The organism is Amycolatopsis plumensis (assembly GCF_042652605.1).
In the GTDB taxonomy this organism is placed as follows: Bacteria; Actinomycetota; Actinomycetes; order Mycobacteriales; family Pseudonocardiaceae; genus Amycolatopsis; species Amycolatopsis plumensis.
Map to the genome: position 1 here is coordinate 6,252,784 of NZ_JBHSJY010000001.1, position 19,640 is coordinate 6,272,423.

Annotated in this window: 18 protein-coding genes; 9 read left to right on the top strand and 9 right to left on the bottom strand. The window is 73.3% G+C overall.

Annotation, left to right across the window (positions count from 1 at the left end; all coding sequences use genetic code 11):
• Positions 1–67: 67 nt before the first annotated feature.
• Positions 68–2,797, top strand: a complete 2,730-nt coding sequence (locus ACFPLC_RS30510) for an ATP-binding protein (RefSeq protein WP_378235974.1) — start codon at positions 68–70, stop codon at positions 2,795–2,797.
• A 61-nt stretch (positions 2,798–2,858) separates the two neighbouring features.
• Here the strand turns inward: ACFPLC_RS30510 and ACFPLC_RS30515 are convergent, their stop codons facing one another.
• The 3 genes from ACFPLC_RS30515 to ACFPLC_RS30525 form a co-directional block, all read right to left on the bottom strand.
• Positions 2,859–4,043, bottom strand: coding sequence for a cytochrome P450 (locus ACFPLC_RS30515; RefSeq protein ID WP_378189711.1), 1,185 nt, complete (start codon positions 4,041–4,043; stop codon positions 2,859–2,861).
• Complete coding sequence (locus ACFPLC_RS30520) at positions 4,040–4,477, bottom strand: MarR family winged helix-turn-helix transcriptional regulator (protein WP_378189709.1); 438 nt, start codon at positions 4,475–4,477, stop codon at positions 4,040–4,042. The genes ACFPLC_RS30515 and ACFPLC_RS30520 overlap by 4 nt, the downstream gene beginning before the upstream one ends.
• Before the next feature lie 91 nt (positions 4,478–4,568).
• A complete protein-coding gene (locus ACFPLC_RS30525; RefSeq protein WP_378189707.1) occupies positions 4,569–5,768 on the bottom strand; it encodes an ROK family transcriptional regulator in 1,200 nt (399 codons plus the stop codon).
• Between the two features lie 100 nt (positions 5,769–5,868).
• Between ACFPLC_RS30525 and ACFPLC_RS30530 the strand changes: the two genes are divergently transcribed.
• Complete coding sequence (locus ACFPLC_RS30530; protein WP_378189705.1) at positions 5,869–6,609, top strand: DUF427 domain-containing protein; 741 nt, start codon at positions 5,869–5,871, stop codon at positions 6,607–6,609.
• A gap of 22 nt (positions 6,610–6,631) precedes the next feature.
• Here ACFPLC_RS30530 and ACFPLC_RS30535 read toward each other — a convergent pair whose 3' ends face one another.
• Complete coding sequence (locus tag ACFPLC_RS30535; protein ID WP_378189702.1) at positions 6,632–7,318, bottom strand: zf-HC2 domain-containing protein; 687 nt, start codon at positions 7,316–7,318, stop codon at positions 6,632–6,634.
• 59 nt (positions 7,319–7,377) lie between these two features.
• Here ACFPLC_RS30535 and sigC point away from each other — a divergent pair, with 59 nt between their 5' ends.
• From sigC to ACFPLC_RS30555, 4 genes are all read left to right on the top strand, one after another.
• Complete coding sequence (gene sigC / locus ACFPLC_RS30540) at positions 7,378–7,929, top strand: RNA polymerase sigma factor SigC (protein WP_378189700.1); 552 nt, start codon at positions 7,378–7,380, stop codon at positions 7,927–7,929.
• 164 nt (positions 7,930–8,093) lie between these two features.
• Positions 8,094–10,331 carry a xanthine dehydrogenase family protein molybdopterin-binding subunit gene (locus ACFPLC_RS30545; protein WP_378189697.1) on the top strand — a complete coding sequence of 746 codons (2,238 nt, stop codon included), beginning with the start codon at positions 8,094–8,096 and terminating at the stop codon, positions 10,329–10,331.
• Positions 10,332–10,339: 8 nt separating this feature from the next.
• The gene (locus ACFPLC_RS30550) at positions 10,340–10,798 is read left to right on the top strand and encodes a (2Fe-2S)-binding protein (RefSeq protein ID WP_003056009.1); all 459 of its coding nucleotides are present in this window, start codon (positions 10,340–10,342) and stop codon (positions 10,796–10,798) included.
• A 135-nt stretch (positions 10,799–10,933) separates the two neighbouring features.
• On the top strand, positions 10,934–12,157 hold the full coding sequence (locus ACFPLC_RS30555; RefSeq protein WP_378189695.1) for a PucR family transcriptional regulator: 1,224 nt from the start codon (positions 10,934–10,936) through the stop codon (positions 12,155–12,157).
• Here the strand turns inward: ACFPLC_RS30555 and ACFPLC_RS30560 are convergent.
• Positions 12,154–12,432, bottom strand: a complete 279-nt coding sequence (locus ACFPLC_RS30560) for a cyclic-phosphate processing receiver domain-containing protein (protein WP_378189693.1) — start codon at positions 12,430–12,432, stop codon at positions 12,154–12,156. The genes ACFPLC_RS30555 and ACFPLC_RS30560 overlap by 4 nt on opposite strands.
• A gap of 128 nt (positions 12,433–12,560) precedes the next feature.
• On the opposite strand from ACFPLC_RS30560, the gene ACFPLC_RS30565 reads away from it, so the two are divergent.
• Positions 12,561–13,421 carry an SDR family NAD(P)-dependent oxidoreductase gene (locus tag ACFPLC_RS30565; RefSeq protein WP_378189690.1) on the top strand — a complete coding sequence of 287 codons (861 nt, stop codon included), beginning with the start codon at positions 12,561–12,563 and terminating at the stop codon, positions 13,419–13,421.
• An 86-nt stretch (positions 13,422–13,507) separates the two neighbouring features.
• Here the strand turns inward: ACFPLC_RS30565 and ACFPLC_RS30570 are convergent, their stop codons facing one another.
• The 3 genes from ACFPLC_RS30570 to mgrA form a co-directional block, all read right to left on the bottom strand.
• Positions 13,508–14,377, bottom strand: a complete 870-nt coding sequence (locus ACFPLC_RS30570) for a TIGR03564 family F420-dependent LLM class oxidoreductase (protein WP_378189688.1) — start codon at positions 14,375–14,377, stop codon at positions 13,508–13,510.
• 15 nt (positions 14,378–14,392) lie between these two features.
• The gene (locus ACFPLC_RS30575) at positions 14,393–15,058 is read right to left on the bottom strand and encodes a TetR/AcrR family transcriptional regulator (protein WP_378189686.1); all 666 of its coding nucleotides are present in this window, start codon (positions 15,056–15,058) and stop codon (positions 14,393–14,395) included.
• Positions 15,059–15,201: 143 nt separating this feature from the next.
• Positions 15,202–16,230: an L-glyceraldehyde 3-phosphate reductase gene (gene mgrA, locus ACFPLC_RS30580; RefSeq protein ID WP_378189684.1), complete on the bottom strand. Its 1,029-nt coding sequence runs from the start codon at positions 16,228–16,230 to the stop codon at positions 15,202–15,204.
• A gap of 63 nt (positions 16,231–16,293) precedes the next feature.
• Here mgrA and ACFPLC_RS30585 point away from each other — a divergent pair, with 63 nt between their 5' ends.
• A complete protein-coding gene (locus ACFPLC_RS30585) occupies positions 16,294–17,175 on the top strand; it encodes an AAA family ATPase (RefSeq protein ID WP_378189682.1) in 882 nt (293 codons plus the stop codon).
• Positions 17,172–18,539 carry a vWA domain-containing protein gene (locus ACFPLC_RS30590; RefSeq protein ID WP_378189680.1) on the top strand — a complete coding sequence of 456 codons (1,368 nt, stop codon included), beginning with the start codon at positions 17,172–17,174 and terminating at the stop codon, positions 18,537–18,539. The genes ACFPLC_RS30585 and ACFPLC_RS30590 overlap by 4 nt, the downstream gene beginning before the upstream one ends.
• On the opposite strand, the gene add is transcribed toward ACFPLC_RS30590, so the two are convergent.
• Positions 18,517–19,491, bottom strand: a complete 975-nt coding sequence (gene add, locus ACFPLC_RS30595; protein WP_378189678.1) for an adenosine deaminase — start codon at positions 19,489–19,491, stop codon at positions 18,517–18,519. The two genes, ACFPLC_RS30590 and add, sit on opposite strands and share 23 nt — an antisense overlap.
• Between the last annotated feature and the right edge of the window lie 149 nt (positions 19,492–19,640).

Sequence of the window (19,640 nt, forward strand, 5' to 3'; positions counted from 1 at the left end):
ACGCTAGGCGGCCGGGCGATCCGCCGAATCCGTCATCGATACCGGGATCGAGCGGTAGGTTCCGGGGGTGATCTACGGTCGTGACCGGGAGCAGGCGCGCCTGGGGGAGCTGCTCGGCACCGTGACGCGGGGGCGCGGCGCGGCCCTGGTCGTCCACGGCGAGGCCGGGATCGGGAAGTCCGCGCTGCTGGCGCACCTGGCGGACCGGGCCGGGGGCGTCGCCCGGGTGCTGCGGGTGACCGGCACCGAAGCGGAGGTGGACCTGCCGTTCGCCGCGCTGCACGCGCTGCTTCACCCGCTCCGGGACCGCGTCGGCTCGCTGCCCGGCCCCCAGGCCGGAGCCCTCCGCGCGGCGTTCGGCCTGGCGGCCGCGCCCGAGGGACGCGACCGGTTCCTGACCGGGCTCGCCGTGCTGACCCTGCTGGCCGACGCCGCCGAAGACCGGCCGGTCGTCTGCCTGGCCGACGACGCCCAGTGGCTGGACCGGGCGTCGGCCGAGGCGCTGCTGTTCGCCGCCCGGCGGCTGCAGGCGGAACGGGTGGCGGTGGTCTTCGGGGTGCGCGACGGCGATCGGCCGTTCCCCGCCGCCGGATTGCCCGAACTGGCGCTGCACGGCCTCGACGACCCGCAGTCGGCCGCCGTGCTCGCCGAGCACGGCGGCGAACTCGCCCCGGCGGTGCGCGACCGCCTCGTCGCCGAGGCCGCGGGCAACCCGCTGACCCTGATCGAGCTGGCCCGGATGCTCGGGCCGGAGCAGCGGGCGGGCAAGCTGCCGCCGTTCGGCGTGTACACGGCGGCGTCGTCACCGCTCGGCCGCGTGGAGAACGCCTTCCGCGAGCGGATCGGCGCGCTGCCGGAGCGCAGCCGCACCCTGCTGACCGTGGCCGCCGCCGACGGGACCGGAGAGCTCTCCCTGGTCGTGCGCGCCGCCGCCGAGCTGGGTGCCGTCGTCGCCGACCTGGAGCCGGTGGAGCACGCCGGTCTCGCCCGGATCGACGGCGAGCTGCTCGTCTTCCACCACCCGCTCGTGAAGGCCGCCGCCTACCGGGGCGCGACCCTGGCGCGACGGCAGGAGGCGCACCGCGCGCTCGCCGGGGTGCTGGCCTCGGCCCGGGACGACGAGGCGGCGGACCGGCGGGCCCAGCACCTCGCGGCCGCGACGACCGGGACCGACGAGCCGCTCGGGTCGCTGGTCGAGCAGGCCGCGGACCGGGCCGCACGCCGCGGGGCGCCTGCCGTGGCCGCCACCGCCTACGAGCGGGCCGCGCAGCTCACCGAAGAGGACGAGACCCGCGCGCGGCGGCTGGTCCGGGCCGCGGTGAGCGCGGCCGAGGCCGGGCAGCTGGCCAGGGCGGGTGCGCTGGCCGAACGCGGCGAGCGGCTCGCCACCGCTCCCGGCCTCCGTGCGGAGCTGGCCGGGGTGCGCGCGGCGTGGGAGTTCGAACTGGGCAACGCCGCGGCCGCGGGGCGCCTCGTGGTCGACGCCGTCGGCGCCATCGCCGGGACGGCGCCGGAACAGGCCACGGCCATGCTCGGCGACGCGGCCACCTACGCCTACCTCGCCGGCGACGTCGGCACCCTGGACCGCGCCCAGCGGCTGCTGACCGCCGTGACCACGCGTCACCCGGAGCTGGCCGGGGACACCTTCGCCGGCGTCCACGGGTGTGCGCTGCTGCTGTCCGGTGACCACCGCGGCGCGTTCCGGCTGCTGCGGCCGACGTGGACGGCCCCGGACGCCGATCTCGTCTACGCGGTGTTCACCACGATCATCAGCGGCGCGGACCGGGAGGGGGCCGCGCTCGCCGACGAGTTCGTCCGGCACTGCCGGGACCACGGCCGGATCGGCGAGCTGACGCACGCGCTGCAGATCCGGACGCAGCTGCGGATCCTGCACGGCCGGCACGCCGAAGCCGAGGCGGACGGCGCCGAAGCACTGCAGGTGGCCGAAGCGACCGGGCACACCCGCCGAGCCGATCAGCTGCGCGGGATCCTGGCGCTGGCGGCGGCGATCGAGGGCGACGGGCCGCGCTGCGAGGCGCTGGCCGAGCCGGCGAGCCGGGTGGCCGCGGGGCAGTGGTGGGCGGCCTACGCCCGGGGCGTGCGGGCGCTGGGCCGGGGCGACCACCCCGCCGCCGTGCGGCACCTGACCGGCCTGCTGACCGGTCCGGGCGGGCACACCGCCGTCGCCCGGTCCGCGGCACCGAGCCTGGTCGAAGCGCTGGTCCGGGTGGGCGAGCACGAGGCGGCGGCCGGGTACGCCGCGGAGTTCCGCGAGTGGGCGGAGGCCGGCGAACAGGCGTGGGCGCTGGAACTCGCCCACCGGTGCCAGGCCCTGCTGGCCCCGGCGGCCGAAGCGGAACCGCACTACCGCCGGGCGCTGGAGCACCACGAGGACGGCACACGCCCGTTCGAACAGGCGCGCACGCTCCTGAGCTACGGCGAATGGCTGCGGCGCGCCCGCCGCCGGGCGGACGCGGCGCACCGGCTCCGGGCGGCGGCGGACCTCTTCGACCGCCTCGGCGCCGCCCCCTGGCTCGAGCGCGCCGGCCACGAGCTGGCGGCCATCGGCGCCCGGCCCCGCACGGCGGCCAGGCAGGCCACCGTCATGGAAACCTTGACGGCGCAGGAGGCCCAGGTCGTGCGCCTGGCCGCCGCGGGCGCGACCAACCGCGCGATCGCGGCGCAGCTGTTCCTCAGCCCGCGAACGGTGGGGTACCACCTGTACAACGCTTTTCCCAAGCTGGGCGTCACTTCCCGCACCGAGCTCGCCCGCTTCGTGGAGGTTCCGGCCTCGTGAGTGAGTAACAGTGTTAGAACACTGTTACTCACTCACGAGGGGGCAGGGGGAAGGCCGTTGCTCAGTCCCAGGTGACCGGGAGCCGGTCGATTCCGTAGATCGGGTGGGCGTGCCGGAACGGCAGTTCGCCCGTGGGGACGGCGAGCCGGAGCCGGGGCAGGCGCCGCAGCAGCGCGGTCAGCGCGACGCGGAGTTCGAGCCGGGCGAGGTGGTGGCCGAGGCACAGGTGTTCGCCGTGGCCGAAGGCGAGGTGGTGGTTGGGGCTGCGGCCGAAGTCCACGGCCTCGGGATCGGCGAACTCGCCGGGGTCGCGGTTGGCGATGTCGGCGGCGGCGATGACCCCCTCGCCGGCGCGGATGGTGACGCCGCCGAGTTCCACGTCGGCGGTCGCGACGCGGCGGCGTCCGAAGTGGGTGATCGTCAGCAGCCGCAGCAGCTCGTCGACCGCGGTCGCCGGGGCGTCGCCGCGGAACACCTCGGCGTGCTCGGGGTTGTCCAGCAGGAACGCGGTGGACAGGGCGATCTGGTTGGCCGTGGTTTCGTGGCCGGCGACCAGCAGCAGGATCGCCGTGGCCACCGCGTCGGAACGCGAGAGCGCGCCGGTGGCGACCTGCTCCGCGCTCAGCCGGCCGAGCAGGTCGTCGGTGGGGTGGGCGCTACGCCGCTGCAGCAGGGTGCCGAGGTAGCGGGCGAGTTCGGCGGTGGCGGCCCGGTTGGCGCCGCCGCCCGCGGAGTCGTCCAGCATGGCCCGGGCGCGCTCTTCGAAGAAGGCGTGGTCTTCGTAGGGCACGCCGAGCAGTTCGCTGATGACGATCGACGGCAGCGGCAGGGCGTACCCGGCGACCAGGTCCGCGGGCCGGGGCCCGGCGGCCAGGTCGTCCAGCAACTCGGCGGCGGTGCGTTCGATCGCCGGTCGCAGGGCTTCGACCCGGCGCACGGTGAATTCGGCGATGAGCATCCGGCGCAACCGGGCGTGCTCGAGGCCGTCCATCGAGATGAACGAGCCGCGGCCGGTCCGCCGTCCCCGGCTCGCCGGGCCGCGCGCGGGGTAGCCGGGCCGGGTGGGATCGACGCTGAACCGGCGGTCGGCGAGCACCGCGCGGACGTCCGCGTACCGGGTGAGCAGCCACGGTGTGCTCCCGTCCCAGATCCGCACCCGGCTGATCGGGGCGTCGCGCCGCAGCTCGGCCAGGCGCGGCGGCGGCGCGTACGGACACGCGCGGGGCGGCGGGAAGGCGTCGGTCATCCTTGCTCCTTCGCGGCGGGGTGGTCGGAGAGGCGCTCCAGCAGGGGAGCGGCCAGCCGCAGGACCCCGCGTTCGGTCTCGCCGAGCGCGCCGAACGCGGCGGCCAGCCACTCGTCGCGCTCCCGCATGTCGGCTTCGAGGGCGGCTGCCCCCGGTTCGGTGAGGTCCAGGACGACGCTGCGCCCGTCGTGTTCGTTGGGCGACCGGCTGATCAGGCCCTCGGCCTCGAGCTCGGTGAACACCTTGGTCAGCGCCTGCGGCCGCTGCGCGTCGGCGGCGGCGATCTCGCCCGGGCTGCTCGCGCCGTGCCGGGCGAGGTACCCCAGCACGCCGACCTTGGCGGGGCTCAAGGCCCCCGCGGAACGGCTGCCGCGCAACCGCCGCGCGAGCCGCAGCACGCCCCGGCGCACCGCCGCTACTGTCTCGTCGTCCATGACTTAGTACTATATTCAGTACTATTTCTCGGCCGCAAGCTAGCTGCAGAGCTTATCTAGTTCACTAGTCTTTAGTATTGCCGCTTCCGGCTCAGGCGGCGCCGACCCGGCGGTCGAAGACCATGCCTTCGGCCGCCCGCAGGCCGACGCTGATCGCGCCGGTCAGCACCGCGTCCTCGCCCAGCTCGCCCTGGACCACCTTCGGCACCAGCGGCGTGAACGCCCGCAGTGCGCGGTCGATCGGTTCCAGCAGCAGGTCGGCCGCCGTGCCCATGCCGCCGCCCAGGACGATCAGCTCCGGGTCGATCACCGCCGCCACCGAGGCCACCGTGTACGCCAGCCGGTCCGCTTCCGTCTCCACCGCGCGGCGCGCCAGCTCGTCGCCTTCGCGGGCCAGCCGGAACACCTCGCGGGCCGATTTCGCCGTGCCCAGGCCGAGTTCGCGGGCGCCCTGGACGACCGACTGGGCCGCCGTCGCCTCTTCGAGGTGGCCGCGCGCGGGCGGGGTGCCGGGCTCGTCGGCCGCGCGCGTGCGGCCGTACGGGAGGTAGCCGATCTCACCGGCCGCGCCGGTCGCGCCCCGGAACACCCGGCCGTCGACCATCAGGCCCATGCCGACGCCGGTGCCGATCGTGATGCAGCCGAACACCGACGCACCGCGCGCGGCGCCGCTTTCCCACTCGCCGACCGCGGTGAGGTTCGCGTCGTTCTCCACCATCAGATCCGGGCCGAGCGCCGCTTCGAGGTCGTCGATCAGTCCCGCGCGGCCCCAGCCCGGCAGGTTCGGCGCGTGCCGGAAGCAGCGCTTCTCCGGATCGGCGACGCCGGGCGAGCCGACCACGCGGACAACGATGTCGCCCGCCGACAAACCGGCCTCCGCGATCGCCGCGGCCGCGATCTTCCCGACCGCGGCCACCAGCGCCGCGCCGGAGCGCGCGGTGTTGCGCTCGTCGCGGCGCGCGACGAGCGTGCGGCCCAGGTCCGACACCGCGACCCGCAGGTGCTCGCGGCCGATGTCGACGCCCAGCACGTACCCCGCGGTCGGGTCGGCCTCGTACAGCACGGCCGAACGCCCGGTGCCGGTGGAGGTCTGCCCGGTCGGGCGCGCCAGCCCGGCGGCCTCCAGTGCCAGCAGCGCCTGGCTGACCGTCGGCTTCGACAGCCCGGTGTCCTTCGCCACCTGCGGCCGGGTCGCCGGCCCGCCGCGGCGCAGCAGGTCGAGCACCGCCCGCTGGTTGATCTTGCGCATCCCGGCGGGGGTACCGACCGTGGGGATTTCTACGCCGGCCACCCGTGCCCGCCTCCTGTCGTCCTCGTGCTGCCTGCCACGCTAGCCGTTCCCGCGCCGGACGTGCCGGAATACCCGCACTTCGCGGCCCGTTGAGCGGAGCATGAGCACTCCGGGACGCGGCCGGGTCCGCGTGGCACAGGGCGCGAAGCGGGTGCGGGTGTTCCTCGGCGGGCAGGTCGTCGCGGACACGGTGCACCCCCTCCTGGTGTGGGAAGTTCCGTACTACCCCACGTACTACATCCCGCGCGCGGACGTCGTGAGCGGTGTTCTCACCCCCTCCGGCCGGACGGCGCACTCGCCGAGCCGCGGAGAAGCTGTTCTGTCGACGATAAAGGGTGCCGGAGCCGAGGCGGTGGACGGCGCGCTGGAGTACCCGGATTCGCCGATCGCAGAGCTGCGCGGTCACGTCCGGTTCGAGTTCGGCGCGTTCGACTGGTTCGAAGAGGACGAGCAGATCTTCACGCACCCGCGCGATCCCGGGGTGCGCGTCGACGTGCTGCCGAGCTCCCGGCACGTGCGGATCGAGGTCGACGGCGTCACGGTCGCCGATTCGGTGCGGCCGCACCTGCTGTTCGAGACCGGCCTGCCGACCCGCTACTACCTGCCCCGCGTGGACGTCCGGATGGACCTGCTGTCGAAGATCGACGTGGTGACGCACTGCCCGTACAAGGGCGCCGCCGAGCACTTCGACGTGGCCGGGCACGAAGACCTCGCCTGGAGCTACCCGACGCCGCTGCCCGAGAGCATCCGCGCCGCGGGGCTGGTGGCGTTCCTCGACGAGAAGGTGGACGTGTACGTCGACGGAGTGCGGCAGGAGCGCCCGAAGACGAAGTTCGCCTGATCTCCGTATAACGCCCTGTACGTCAAGCCGCGTGCCGGCCGTGCGCCTGCCTCCGGAAGAGACGGGGACGCGCCCGCCCGGTCGCCGGAGCGTCCACTGTGGACGCCGACGTGGTGGCGCCTTCGCCTGCGGTGGCGGCCGGGAGCGGGGTGCCGTGGTCCCGGTGCGCCCGCTGCACCGCGTACAGCAACGCCAGTCCGAGCACGACGAGAAGGTGCGTCGACAGCCGGGACAGCGTCACCCGGCCCGCCGCCAGGTCGCCCGCCGACAGCACCAGCAGCACCCCGACGAACCCCGTCAGCAGCGGCAGCTGGCCGGCCGCCGTCCGGGGGAGGAGGGCCGCCGTCAGCAGGCCGATGCCCACCGCGAGGTTCCACGCGCTGCTTTCGTGGCCGAGGTGGACGCCGCCGTGGCTGGTTCCGAGCAACTCCGCGAACGCGAGCCCCAGCTGGGCGATCGCCACCACCGCCAGCGCGAGCCGCCGTCCCCAGCGCTCGCCAGACGGTGCCGGCGTGCGCTCCAGGATCGCCGCGGTCAGGTCCGGCACCGGCGGGGCCGGGCGCAGCAGCATCGTGCGCCGCAGCCGTTCCGCGCCCGCGAACCACTCGCGGCACTCCGCGCACGACGTCAGGTGCGCGTCGGGGGACGCCGGCTCGGCCTCGCCGTCCAAACGGGCCGACAGAGCTTCACGGCAGTCCTCGCACCTCATGCTCCAAGTAGTCGGACGGCGGATCCGAAAGGTTCCCGGTCACTGCTAAGTTCCGGACCATGACTCACCGTGAGGACGACGACCGCGTCACGGCCTTGGCGCTCGCTGCCGGCCGCGGCGACCGGCGCGCGCTGGAGGCGTGGGTCCGGGCCACTCAAGCCGACGTCTGGCGCTTCCTCGCCCACCTCACGGACACCGCCGCGGCCGACGACCTGACGCAGGAGACCTACCTTCGCGCCTTCGGCAGCCTTCGCCGCTTCGCCGGACGCTCGTCGTCGCGGACGTGGCTGCTGTCGATCGCCCGCCGGGTCGTCGTCGACCAGATCCGGGCTGCCGGGGCGAGGCCCAAGATCGCCGACACCGACTGGGAAGCCGCCGCCGAGCGCACCCGCGATCCGGGCGCCGGCTTCGAGGACCTCGTCGAGCTGCGCCTGCTGCTCGACGGGCTGGAGCCGGACCGGCGTGAAGTGCTCGTGCTGACCCAGGTGCTCGGACTGTCCTACGCCGAGGCGGCCGACGTCTGCGGCTGCCCGGTCGGCACCGTCCGCTCCCGCGTCGCCCGCGCCCGCGAGGACCTGATCGAGGCCCGGCGGGCCCGCGGGGCCGGCTGACCCACCCCGCTGGGCCGTCCGGCGCTGTGGCGGCGCACACATTCGGCGGCTCCCGCTGTCATCTCGTCACAGAGATGGGCGAACCCGACTACTCCGCGTTGACGCCTCGCGTGGGGGTCCTTAGCGTGGCGCGCACCCCGCCACCACCCAGCAAGGGATTCCCGATGGCCAGTCCCACCACCGAACAGCCGGAGCCCGGGCAGGTCGGCCGCCGCCGCTTCCTGACCTACCTGGTCGCCGCGCCCACGCTCACCGTCGCCACGAAGCTCACCGCCGACGCCGTGGCCCCGGGCCGCGCCGAGGCCGTCGTCCCGACCCTGCCGCAGCCGGCGGAGATCCTCGACCTCGGGGACGTCCTGACGCTGTCGTGCGCGCCGACCGCCGGGATGCTCGTGCTCGAGCTGACCGCCGACGGCCGGGCGCGGCTGCAGCTGCCGCGCGCCGAGGTGGGGCAGGGCATCACGACGGCGACCGCCATGCTCGTCGCCGAAGAGCTGGACCTGCCGCTCGACCGCGTCGACGTCGTGCTCTCCGACGCCCGCGCCGAGCTGTTGTTCAACCAGCTCACCGGCGGGTCCAACACGATGCGCTCGCTCTACGACCCGGTGCGCGCCACCGCGGCGACCGCGCGCGCCCGGATGGTCGCCGCGGCCGCGGCGCAGTGGGGGACCGACGCCTCCCGACTGTCCACACGCGACGGTGCGGTGTGGGCGCCGGACGGGCGCAGTGCCTCCTACGGCGTCCTCGCCGGTCCCGCATCGCGCACGGGGCTGAGCGTCGGCGCGATCCAGCCGAAGGCCGAGTCCGCGCACACGCTCGTCGGGACGCCGACCTCGCGCCAGGACGCCCGCGCGATGGTCACCGGGAAGCAGGTCTACACGCTCGACCTCGACGTCCCCGGCGCGAACCCGGTGATGGTCCGGCGCCCCCCGACGATCAACGGCACGGTGCGGAAGGTCAACAACGAAGCCGCCGTCCGGGCCATGCCGGGGATCCTCGACATCGCCGTCGTGCCGACGGGGGTAGCGGTGATGGCCGAGACGTTCGGGCAGGCCCTCGACGGCAAGAACGCTCTCGACGTCACGTGGGGCCCCGGCACGGTCGACGGCGAGGACAACGAGACGATCAAGAAGAAGCTGCGGGCCGCCGCGCTGCCGTTCGTGGTGCCGCCGCTGCTGACGCAGTACGTCGACGGCGAGTTCGACTTCGCCTTCGCCAGTCACGCGCCGATGGAGTCGAACTCCGCCGTCGCCGACGTCCGCGAGGACAGCGCGACCATCTGGGCCGGGCTGAAGTCGCCGATCGTGGCGAAGCAGACCATCGCGCAGGAGCTGGGCCTGCCGGAGAACAAGGTCACCGTGCACGTCCAGCAGGGCGGCGGGTCCTTCGGGCGGCGGCTGTTCTTCGACGCCGCGCTCGAAGCCGCGCACATCTCGAAGGCGATGAAGAAGCCCGTCCGGCTGATGTGGAGCCGGATCGACGACATGCGCCACGGCCGGGCGCGCGCGGCGAGCTACCACCGGATCCGCGCGACCTTCGCGCTCGGGCAGGTGCTGACGTTCGAACACCGCGTCGCGAGCGTCGAAACCGACTGGAGCCACGGGCTCGGCGAGATCCTCACCGCGTTCGCCGCGAAGCTGCCCGTCGGCGGCAACCTCAGCTTCGCGCAGACGGTGTTCCTGCTGACCGTGAAGTCGCCGTACAACTTCGGCGTCACCACGCAGCTGCTCAACGAGGTGCCGCTGAAGTTCCACACCTCGGCGTGGCGGTCGGTCTACTCGGCGAACACCCGGGGCGCCGAGGAGATCATGGTCGACGAGATCGCCGCGAAGCTGGGCAAGGACCCGGTGGCCTTCCGCCGCGAGTTCATCAAGGAACCGCGTCAGCGCGCGGTGCTCGACAAGGTCGCCGAGCTCGGCGAATGGGGCAAGAAGATGCCCGCCGGGTGCGCGCAGGGGATCGCGGTGCACGGCGAGTACAAGTCCTACACCGCCTGCCTGGTCGAAATCGACGCGCGCGACCCGAAGCACCCGCGCGTCACGAAGGCGACCATCGCGGTCGACGTCGGCAAGCCGGTGAACCCGCGCGGCATCCAGGCGCAGATGCTCGGCGGCCTGACCGACGCGATCTCGACGACGCTCACGGCGGGCCTCCACATCGACAAGGGCCTGCCGCTGGAGGGCAGCTACTCGCAGTTCCACTACGCGCGGCAGAAGAACTCGCCGACGGACGTCACCGTGCACGTGATGCCCGCGACCGGTGACGACATCGGTGGCGCGGGCGAGCTCGGCCTGCCGGCACCGGTCGGCGCGATCGCCAACGCCTACGCCCGGGCGACCGGGATCAAGCCCCGCAGCTTCCCGATCACCTTCCCGGTCGACTTCGACCCGTTCCCGCGCTGAGGAGAACCATGCCGAACTACACCTTCGTGGTGAACGGGAAGACCGTCACCGTCGACGCGCCAGCCGACCTGCCGATGCTGTGGGCGCTGCGCGACAAGCTCAAGGTCCGCGGGCCGAAGTACGGCTGCGGCATCAACGTCTGCAAGGCCTGCACCAGCCACCTCGACGGCGAGGCGTTCAACCCGTGCGTCACGCCGGTGTCGGAGTGCGCCGGGCGCGAAGTCACCACGATCGAGGGGCTGGCCGACGGCGACGAACTGCACCCGGTCCAGGAGGCCTGGCTCGAGCAGGACGTCGCCCAGTGCGGCTACTGCCAGCCCGGCCAGATCATGGCGGCGGTCGCGTTGCTGAAGAAGACGAAGAACCCGACGGACGCCGACATCGACGCCATCCAGAACGTCTGCCGCTGCGGGACCTACTTCCGGATCCGGGAGGCGATCAAGAGCGCGGCCGCCAAGATGGCCTGACGCGAATGCGGAGGTTCCACAAAAGAACCTCCGCATTCGCGGTTCTTGTAGAAAGTTCACCCGAACGTGGTGGCCTCGTTCGGGTTAGATGTCGGTCTCGGACCTCAACGGAGAGGCCGGGGACCGGAGGCCACCATGCACTACCAGGCGCTTCTGTCCGACGGGCTCGCCCCGCGCGTCGCCGTCCTCGCCGCCGAGGTCGAGCGAAAGCTGCCCGAACTCGTCGAGAGCACGGTGCGGCAGATCCGCGCCGAGATGCCGGTCTACGCCGACGCCCGGTTCGTCACCCACGCCGAGCTGCGGAACTCGGTGCGCGCCAACCTCGAGCACGTGATGCGCACGCTGCGCGGCTCGGACGTGCCGGACCTGTCCCAGGCCCGCGCGACCGGCCGGGCCCGCGCGCTGCAGGGCGCGCCGCTGCCGGAGCTGCTGCGGGCCTACCGGATCGGGCTCACCGAGGTCTGGCACCTGTTCGTCGAGCTGACCGCAGGCGCGCAGGACCTCGCCGGCCTGGTCGCGGCGACCACGGCGATCTGGGCGCTCATCGACGACCTCGCGGAAGCCCTCACCACGGCCTACCGCGACACGACGGCGGAAGTGATGGTGGCGCACCAGAACCGGCGTTCGGCGCTGGTGGAGGCCCTGTTCGCGGGCGGCACCGCGACCGAGGGGACGCTCTGGGACATCGCGCGCGTGCTCGACCTCTCCCTGGACGGCACGTTCGTGGTCGTCGCGGCGGAAACCCCGCGGCTGGGCGACGAGCCGCTCCCGCAGATCGAGGCCCGGTTGCGCGCGGCCCAGCACGCATCGGCGTGGCGGCTCACCCCGGACCTCCAGGTGGGCGTGGTGTCCCTGCGCGACCCGGCCGCGGCTTCGGCGATCGTCGGCCTGGTCCGCGAGCACCCGGTGGGCCGCGTCGGGATGAGCCCGGTGTTCACCGGCTTGGGCAACACCGCCCGCGCACTGCACCTGGCGCGGGTGGCGCTGTCGAGCATGACGCCGGGGACGCCGGGGCTGGTGCAGTTCACCGAGTCGCCGCTGGCCGGGCTGGTGGCGAGCGCCCCGGAAGCGTCGGTGCAGCTGGCCCACCACGTGCTCCAGCCGATCCTGGACCTCCCGGGCGACGACCGCAACGTGCTCCTGCTGACGCTGCGCGCGTGGTTCGACTGCCAGGGTTCGACGAAGCTGACGTCGGAGCGGATGTTCTGCCACCCCAACACGATCCGCCACCGCCTGAAGCGGATCACGGAGGAACTGGGCCGGTCGTTGACGAACCCGGCGGACATCGCCGAGCTGGGCGCGGCGTTGCGGGCGCTGAACCTCTTCCCGGAGGCGGCCCACCTGCCGGCGCCCCGCTAGCGCACGCCGGGTCCGTACCGCCGCGCCATCCCGGTCAGCCATTCGCGGCCGACCGGGTTCGCCGTGTGGACGCGCACCTCGGCCGGCCACCGGTCGTGCTCGCACAGCCAGAGCACGACGGGGCGGGTCGTGTCCTCGCCGCCGAGGTCGTGGTCGAGGGAGAGGGCGGTGAACTCGCCGTCGCGCAGGAAGGCGATGGCCTCCGCGCTCGACTTCGCCCACGTCCACCCCGGCGGGGCCGGGCGCAGGTCGTCCACCCAGAGCCGATCGGTCACCTCGGCACCCTAGCGGTATCTCCGCCACGGTGACCGGCGTCACGATCCCGCGCTGTCACGGGCTTCCGGCCGCCGGTGTCCTATGGGCGACCGGATGCCACCGGAACAACGAGAAACGGGGAAGGTCCATGAGCAAGGTCTGGTTCGTCACGGGTTCGTCGCGCGGCTTGGGCCGTCGCTTCGTCGAGGCGGCCCTCGGCCGCGGCGACCGGGTCGTCGCCACCGCGCGATCCACCGAGAGCCTCGGCGACCTCGTCGCCACCTACGGCGACGCGGTGCTTCCGCTGGAGATGGACGTGACCGACAAGCCCGCCGTCTTCGAAACCGTGAAGCGGGCCGCGGAGCACTTCGGGCGGCTGGACGTCATCGTGAACAACGCCGGCTACGCGCAGATCGGCGCCATCGAAGAGCTGACCGAGCCCGAACTGCGCGCCCAGCTGGAGACCAACGTGTTCGGCCCGCTGTGGGTCATCCAGGCCGCGTTGCCGATCCTGCGCGAGCAGGGCTCCGGCCACTTCGTCCAGCTGTCGTCGGCCGCGGGGCTCATCGCGATGCCGCTCGGCGGCGCGTACCAGGCGTCCCGGTGGGCGATCGAAGCGCTGGGCGAAACCCTGGCCAAGGAGGTCGCCGGGTTCGGCATCAAGGTGACGATCGTCGAGCCGGGCGGCTACGCCACCCGCGACGGCAAGAACCCGAACCCCCTCGCCAACGGCCACGTGTCCGAGCCGAACCCGGTCTACGACGGCATCCGCCGCGGGCTCGCGGAGGTCGCGGGCAAGCAGCCGGCCGGCGACCCGAAGGCGGCCGCCCAGGCCCTGCTCAAGGTCGTCGACGCGCCCAACCCGCCGGTGCGGGTGCTGTTCGGCCAGGGCTTCTACCCGATCATCCAGCAGGCGTACGCGGACCGGCTCGCGACCTGGGACGAATGGCAGGAGCTGTCGGCGGAAGCCCAGGGCGGCAGCGCCGGAATTGTCGGTGCCGACCGGTAAAGTGGAAAACGGGGGCGCCCCCGCGCTCGGCCGCGCTGCCCGGCCGGCCCTTCCAGGCCGGCCGGGGCAACCGGCCCGAAGCCGGTTCAGGCGGCCAGCAGTTCCCGGGTGCGGGCCTGCTCCGCCGCCGAGCCGAACGGCATCACCAGCAGCTCCGTCGCCCCGGCGTCCTCGAGGGACTTCACCTGGCGCCGCACGGTTTCCTCGTCGCCGATGAGTGCGCTGTCGGAGACCCGCTCGTAGCCGTCGCGGTCCAGGATGGCGCGGTACGCCGGGATGGTCGCCGCCCCGCCGTACCTCTCCTCGAGCGCCGCCCGACGTTCGTCCACTTCGGACGTCACGCAGACCAGCTGGCCGGAGACCACGCGGGACGGGCCGCCCAGCGCCGGCACCACGAACTCGCCGATCGCGCGCGGGCCCGCCCAAGTCGTGATCACGCCGTCGGCGAGCTCGCCGGCCAGGCGCGTCGACTGCGGGCTCACCGAGCCGATCAGCACCGCCGGCCGCTGCGCGCCGGGTGCGTTCACCGCGCCCGCGGCCGTCAGCGACTCGCCGTGGACGTCGGCCTTTTCCCCGCGCAGCAACGGGTGCAGCGCCTGGAGGTACTCGCGCAGGTGCCGGATCGGGCGGTCGTAGGAGTACCCGTATTCGCCTTCGACGATGAACCGGTGGCTCAGCCCGAGGCCGAGGTGGACGGGCACGCCGGCCGCCGCCTGGACCGTCAGCGCCTGCGCGGCCATCGTGATCGGGTGCCGGGAGTACGTCGGCACGACGCAGGTGCCCAGTTCGAGGCCGGGCGCGGCCGCGGCGAGCGCGGGCAGCGCCGTGAGCGCGTCCCAGCCACCGCGCTGCGCCAGCCAGAGCGTGCCGTAGCCGAGCTTCGCCGCTTCGCGGGCTTGGGTCGTCATGGCTTCGAAGCCGACGCCGAGTTCGTCGATCAGGATTCCGGTGCGCATGGGTCCCTCCAGTGGTCAGTACGCGCGTTCGAGCTGTTTGCGGTCGAGCGCGACGGCTTCGGTGAACAGCGCCAGCGTCCGCGGCGCCACGGCGCGCAGCTGCCTCGTCGAGACGGCGAGCGGCTCGAAGGCGTGCGCGACCGTGTCGGCGATCAGGGCGGGCTCGGGCGGGGGAGTGCGGCCGAGGAAGCCGTGGAGCACGGCTTGGAAGGCGACGACGAGGTCGCGGACCGGCCGGTCGGTGCGCAGCAGGTCGTTCGCCGCCAGCAGTTCCAGGTACTCGACGAAGGCTTCCCCGTGCCGCGGGTCGAGCTTGCCGTGCAGCTTCGGCAGCAGCTTGCCGAGCGTCTCGGCGTCGTCGGCGTACCCGGCCCGCAGCAGCGGACGGCTCAGCACGTTGGCGTACTGCAGCTCGGTCAGCCGCGAAAGCCGCGCGGCGAGGGGGTTGGCCGCGATCGCCGCGACGAGGTCTTCGAGCGCCCGGACGGATTCGCGGAGCAGGGCGGCGAGGAACAGCTCCTCCCGGTTCTTCCAGTGCAGGTACACGGTGCCCTTGCCGACACCCGCCCGCTCGGCGACGTCCTCGATGGTCGTGCGCCGGTAGCCGGCGCGCAGGAGCAGCTCGGCGGCGGCGTCGAGGATGCGTTCGGCCCGTTCGGCCCGGTCTTCGGCAGGCGGCATGACGCCATCGTATGACCAGATTCGAAATCTGGTCAAACGTCAGGCCGAAGTTTCGGCCGTGGGCGGGCCTGCCCACGGCCGAAAACTGTCGGTGTCTGCCGGTAGCGTGGAAAACGGGGGGCGCCCGCGCGGCCGGCCGAAGCTCAGGAGTCGGACGAACGCTTCCACAGGTTGATGTCGGCGTCCGTCGCGTGGCCGTCGATCTCGGTCAGCTCCTCGGACGAGAACTCGAGGTTGCCGAGCGCGCCGACGTTGTCCTCGAGCTGCTGCACGCTGCTCGCGCCGATCAGCACCGACGTCACCCGGCTGTCGCGCAGCGCCCAGGCCAGTGCGAGCTGCGCCAGCGACTGCCCGCGCCGGCCGGCGATGTCGTTGAGCGCGCGGACCCGGCCCAGCCGGTTCTCGTCGAGCGTCCCGGGGTCGAGCGACTTGCCCTGCGCCGCCCGCGAGTCGTCCGGGACGCCCTTCAGGTACCGGTCGGTCAGCAGCCCCTGTGCGAGCGGCGAGAACGCGATGCACCCGGCGCCCGCTTCTTCGAGGGTGTCGAGGAGGCCGTCCTCTTCGATCCAGCGGTTGAGCATCGAGTACGACGGCTGGTGGATCAGCAGCGGCGTGCCGAGCTCGCGCAGCAGCCGCGCGGCCTCGGCCGTCCGCTCCGAGCTGTAGGACGAGATCCCGACGTACAGCGCCTTCCCGGCGCGCACGGCGGCATCGAGCGCTCCGACCGTCTCCTCGAGGGGCGTCTCGGGGTCGAACCGGTGCGAATAGAAGATGTCGACGTAGTCCAGGCCCATCCGGCCCAGCGACTGGTCCAGGGAGGACAGCAGGTACTTGCGGGAGCCCCACTCGCCGTACGGGCCGGGCCACATGTCGTAGCCGGCCTTCGTGGAGATGACCAGCTCGTCGCGGTACGGGCGGAAGTCCGTGGCCAGCAGCCGCCCGAAGTTCTCCTCCGCCGAGCCGTAGGGCGGGCCGTAGTTGTTGGCCAGGTCGAAGTGGGTGATGCCCAGGTCGAAGGCGCGGCGGGTGATCGCGCGCTGGGTCGCCAGGGGCCGGTCGTGGCCGAAGTTGTGCCACAGCCCGAGCGAGATCGCGGGCAGTTTCAGCCCGGATCGCCCGCAGCGCCGGTAGGGGATCGAGTCGTATCGGCCGGAAGCGGCAACGTAGGTCACGCGGCCGATGCTAGCCCGGATGTCGGGTACGCTCCGGGTGAGCGACCGCTTAGGAGGCACGTGGTGGGCACCGGATTCTTCACTTCCGTCGACGACGTGTCGGCCCGGCTGGCCGAGGCGGGCTACCTGGCGTCCACGGCCGTGGCGACCACCGTGTTCCTCGCCGACCGGCTGGGCAAGCCGCTGCTGGTCGAGGGCCCGGCCGGCGTCGGCAAGACCGAACTCGCCAAGGCCGTCGCCCAGGTCAGCGGCTCCCGGCTGGTGCGCCTGCAGTGCTACGAGGGCATCGACGAGGCCCGCGCCCTGTACGAGTGGAACCACGCCAAGCAGCTGCTGCGGATCACCGCCGGGCGCGACGAGACGTGGGAAGCCGCGCGCACCGACATCTTCGGCGAGGAGTTCCTGCTGCGCCGCCCGCTGCTCACCGCGATCTCCTCCGACGAGCCGACCGTGCTGCTGATCGACGAGACCGACAAGGCCGACATGGAGGTCGAGGGCCTGCTGCTGGAGGTGCTCGGCGACTTCCAGGTGACCGTGCCCGAGCTCGGCACGATCACCGCCACGCGCGCGCCGTTCGCCGTGCTGACGTCCAACGCCACCCGCGAGCTGTCCGAGGCGCTGCGCCGCCGGTGCCTGTTCCTGCACATCGACTTCCCGGACGAAGACCTCGAACGCGACATCGTCCGGCTCAAGGTGCCCGGGATCGACGCGGCGCTGGCCGATTCCGTCGTCCGGGTGATCGCCGCGCTGCGCGCGATGGACCTGCGCAAGCTGCCGTCGGTCGCGGAGACCATCGACTGGGCGCGCACCCTGCTCGCGCTCGGGGCGGCCACGCTGGACGAGCGGGTCGTGCGGGACAGCCTCGGCGTCGTGCTCAAGCACCAGGACGACATCGCCAAGGCGGGCGCCGGCCTGAAGCTCGAACAGGTCCTGGACGCGTCGTGACCGGCGGCGTGCCGGAGCGGCTCGCGGCATTCGTCAAGGCCCTGCGCGCCCAGGGCATCCCGGCGGGCCCGAGCGAGACGGTCGACGCCGCCGCCGCGCTGGAGGTGCTCGGTCTCGACGACCGTGAGCTGGTCCGCGAAGGCCTGGCCGCCGCCTTGGTCCGCCGCGGCGGGCAGCGCGCGGTCTTCGACGCCGCGTTCGACCTCTACTTCCCCGCGGGCGTAGGCGCGCCCGAGCGGGCCCGAGAAGAGCAGCCGACGACGCTGGAGGAGCTGCGCGAAGAGCTGGCCGCCGCGCTCGCCGACGGCGATCAGCAGGCGCTGTCGCAGCTGGCCGGGCTCGCGGTCGACATGCTGGGCCAGTACGGCTCGGCGTCCGGACCGGGCGGCGGGTTCTCCGCCCACCAGACCCTGGAACGGCTCCAGCCGCAGACGCTGATCGCCCGGGTGCTGGCTGCGGTCCGCGGTGGCGGCGCGCGCGGCGAGTTCACCGATCGGCTCGACCGCGACGAAATCCGCCGCCGTGTCGAGGGCTTCCGCGGGCAGGTCCGCACCGAGGCGCGTCGCCGCGCGGCCGAGGTCCGCGGCCGGGAGCGCGTCGCCAAGCACGCCATCGCCCCGTCACCCGACCGGGTCGACTTCCTCATCGCCAGCCGTAACCAGCTCGCCGAACTGCGCCGGACGATCCAGCCGCTGTCCCGCAAGCTGGCGACGCGCCTGGCCGCGCGGCGCCGCCGTCGGACGCGGGGCCAGATCGACCTGCGCCGCACGCTGCGCCGGTCGCTCTCGACCGGCGGCGTGCCGCTGCGCCCGGCCTACCGCCACCGGCGGCCCGGGCGGCCGGAAATCGTGCTGCTGTGCGACCTCTCCGGTTCGGTGGCCGGGTTCGCGAACTTCACGATGCTGCTGGTGCAGGCGCTGCGCGACCAATTCAGCAAGATCCGCGTGTTCGCCTTCGTCGACAGCGCCGACGAGGTCACCCACCTGGTCACCACCGGCGCGGCCGACCCCGAGCACCTGGGCGCGCGCATGCTGTCCGAAGCGGCGCTGGTGCGCTGGGACGGCCACAGCGACTACGGCGGCTCGCTGCGCCAGTTCACCGAGAACTGGCTGGAGGCCGTCGGCCCGCGGACGTCGGTCCTGATCCTCGGCGACGCCCGCACCAACGGCGGCGACCCCAACCTCGACGCCGTCCGCGCGATCAAGGCCCGCGCACGGCACGTCTACTGGCTGAACCCCGAGCGCCGGTCGTTGTGGTCCACAGGGGACTCCGCGGCGCTGGAGTACGCCGACGTCGTCGAGATGCACGAATGCCGCACGGTGCACCAGCTCGGCACGCTGGTCACCCGCCTGCTGCCGGTGTGAGCCAGGCGTCGATGTCGCGCAGCATGGCCTTTTTGGTCGGTTCGGGCGCGAAGGACGCCGTGACGCTCGCGCGGGCGAAGTCCGCCATCGTCGTGTCGTCGTAGCCGAACGCTTGCTGCACGCGGGCGTACTCCTCGGCCAGCGGGGCGCCGGTGACCGAGGGGACGTCGGTGTTGAGCGTAACCGTCAGGCCCGCGTCGAGCAGGCGGGGGAGCGGGTGCGCGGGCAGCGACGGCACCAGCCCCAGCGTCACGTTCGACGACGGGCACACCTCCAGGGCCAGGCCGCGCTCACGCACCTCGGCGACCAGCGAAGGGTCGTCGAGGACGCGGATGCCGTGGCCGAGCCGTTCCGTCCGGCCCACGTCGAGGGCCTCGCGGATGCTGTCGGGCCCGGCGTCTTCGCCGGTGTGGTGCAGCAGATGGATCCCGGCCTCGCGCGCCTTCTCGAAGAGCGTCGCGAACGGGCGCAGTGAGTGGTTTTCCTCGCCCGCCATGCCGATCGCGAAGACGTCGTCGTACTTCAGCGCGAGTTCGAGGGTGCGCTCGGCGCGCTCGACCGACCGGCGCCGGGAGTGGTCGAGCAGCAGCCGCCACTCCAGGTCCCCGCTCTTCGACAGTCCTTTGAGGACGGATTCGAGCGGCATTTCGAGGTCGCCCAGGCGTTCCCCGTGCGAGGCCGCGGTGAAGGTGACCTCGGCGTAGCGCGTGCCCTGGGCCGCTTCGTCCTCGCAGTACTCGCGCGCGATGCGTTCGAAGTCTTCCGGACGCCGGAGGCAGGACCGGATGAGCGCGTTGTAGTCGGCGAAGGCGCGGAAGCCGTCGAACACCGGGGGTTCGCCCGGGACGTCGACGCCGTTCGCTTCGCCGAGTTCGCGCAGCGTGGCCGGGCGGATCGTGCTCTCCAGGTGGACGTGCAGGTGGGCCTTCGGCAGGGCGGCCAGGTCGCGCATGATCGCGAGCCTAGGGCCGGCCGGCGGCGATCCGCGCGGCATTTTTCCGCGACCGGCCGCGACGGGCCCAGGTTTTGGGCCGCGTCACACGGGGAACCTCCGGGTGGTTCGTCCGCGTTGTCAGGATGACCGGAACCGATGAGGGAGGG

What these genes read in the sequence shown, in the direction of transcription:
- ACFPLC_RS30530 (WP_378189705.1), top strand. Translation starts at nt 5,869, where the DNA reads ATGAGCACTCCGGGACGCGGCCGGGTCCGCGTGGCACAGGGCGCGAAG.
- ACFPLC_RS30515 (WP_378189711.1), bottom strand. Translation starts at nt 4,043, where the DNA reads ATGACCGACGCCTTCCCGCCGCCCCGCGCGTGTCCGTACGCGCCGCCG.
- ACFPLC_RS30575 (WP_378189686.1), bottom strand. Translation starts at nt 15,058, where the DNA reads ATGCCGCCTGCCGAAGACCGGGCCGAACGGGCCGAACGCATCCTCGAC.
- ACFPLC_RS30555 (WP_378189695.1), top strand. Translation starts at nt 10,934, where the DNA reads ATGCACTACCAGGCGCTTCTGTCCGACGGGCTCGCCCCGCGCGTCGCC.
- ACFPLC_RS30550 (WP_003056009.1), top strand. Translation starts at nt 10,340, where the DNA reads ATGCCGAACTACACCTTCGTGGTGAACGGGAAGACCGTCACCGTCGAC.
- ACFPLC_RS30520 (WP_378189709.1), bottom strand. Translation starts at nt 4,477, where the DNA reads ATGGACGACGAGACAGTAGCGGCGGTGCGCCGGGGCGTGCTGCGGCTC.
- ACFPLC_RS30565 (WP_378189690.1), top strand. Translation starts at nt 12,561, where the DNA reads ATGAGCAAGGTCTGGTTCGTCACGGGTTCGTCGCGCGGCTTGGGCCGT.
- ACFPLC_RS30545 (WP_378189697.1), top strand. Translation starts at nt 8,094, where the DNA reads ATGGCCAGTCCCACCACCGAACAGCCGGAGCCCGGGCAGGTCGGCCGC.
- ACFPLC_RS30570 (WP_378189688.1), bottom strand. Translation starts at nt 14,377, where the DNA reads ATGCGCACCGGAATCCTGATCGACGAACTCGGCGTCGGCTTCGAAGCC.
- sigC (WP_378189700.1), top strand. Translation starts at nt 7,378, where the DNA reads ATGACTCACCGTGAGGACGACGACCGCGTCACGGCCTTGGCGCTCGCT.
- add (WP_378189678.1), bottom strand. Translation starts at nt 19,491, where the DNA reads ATGCGCGACCTGGCCGCCCTGCCGAAGGCCCACCTGCACGTCCACCTG.
- ACFPLC_RS30535 (WP_378189702.1), bottom strand. Translation starts at nt 7,318, where the DNA reads ATGAGGTGCGAGGACTGCCGTGAAGCTCTGTCGGCCCGTTTGGACGGC.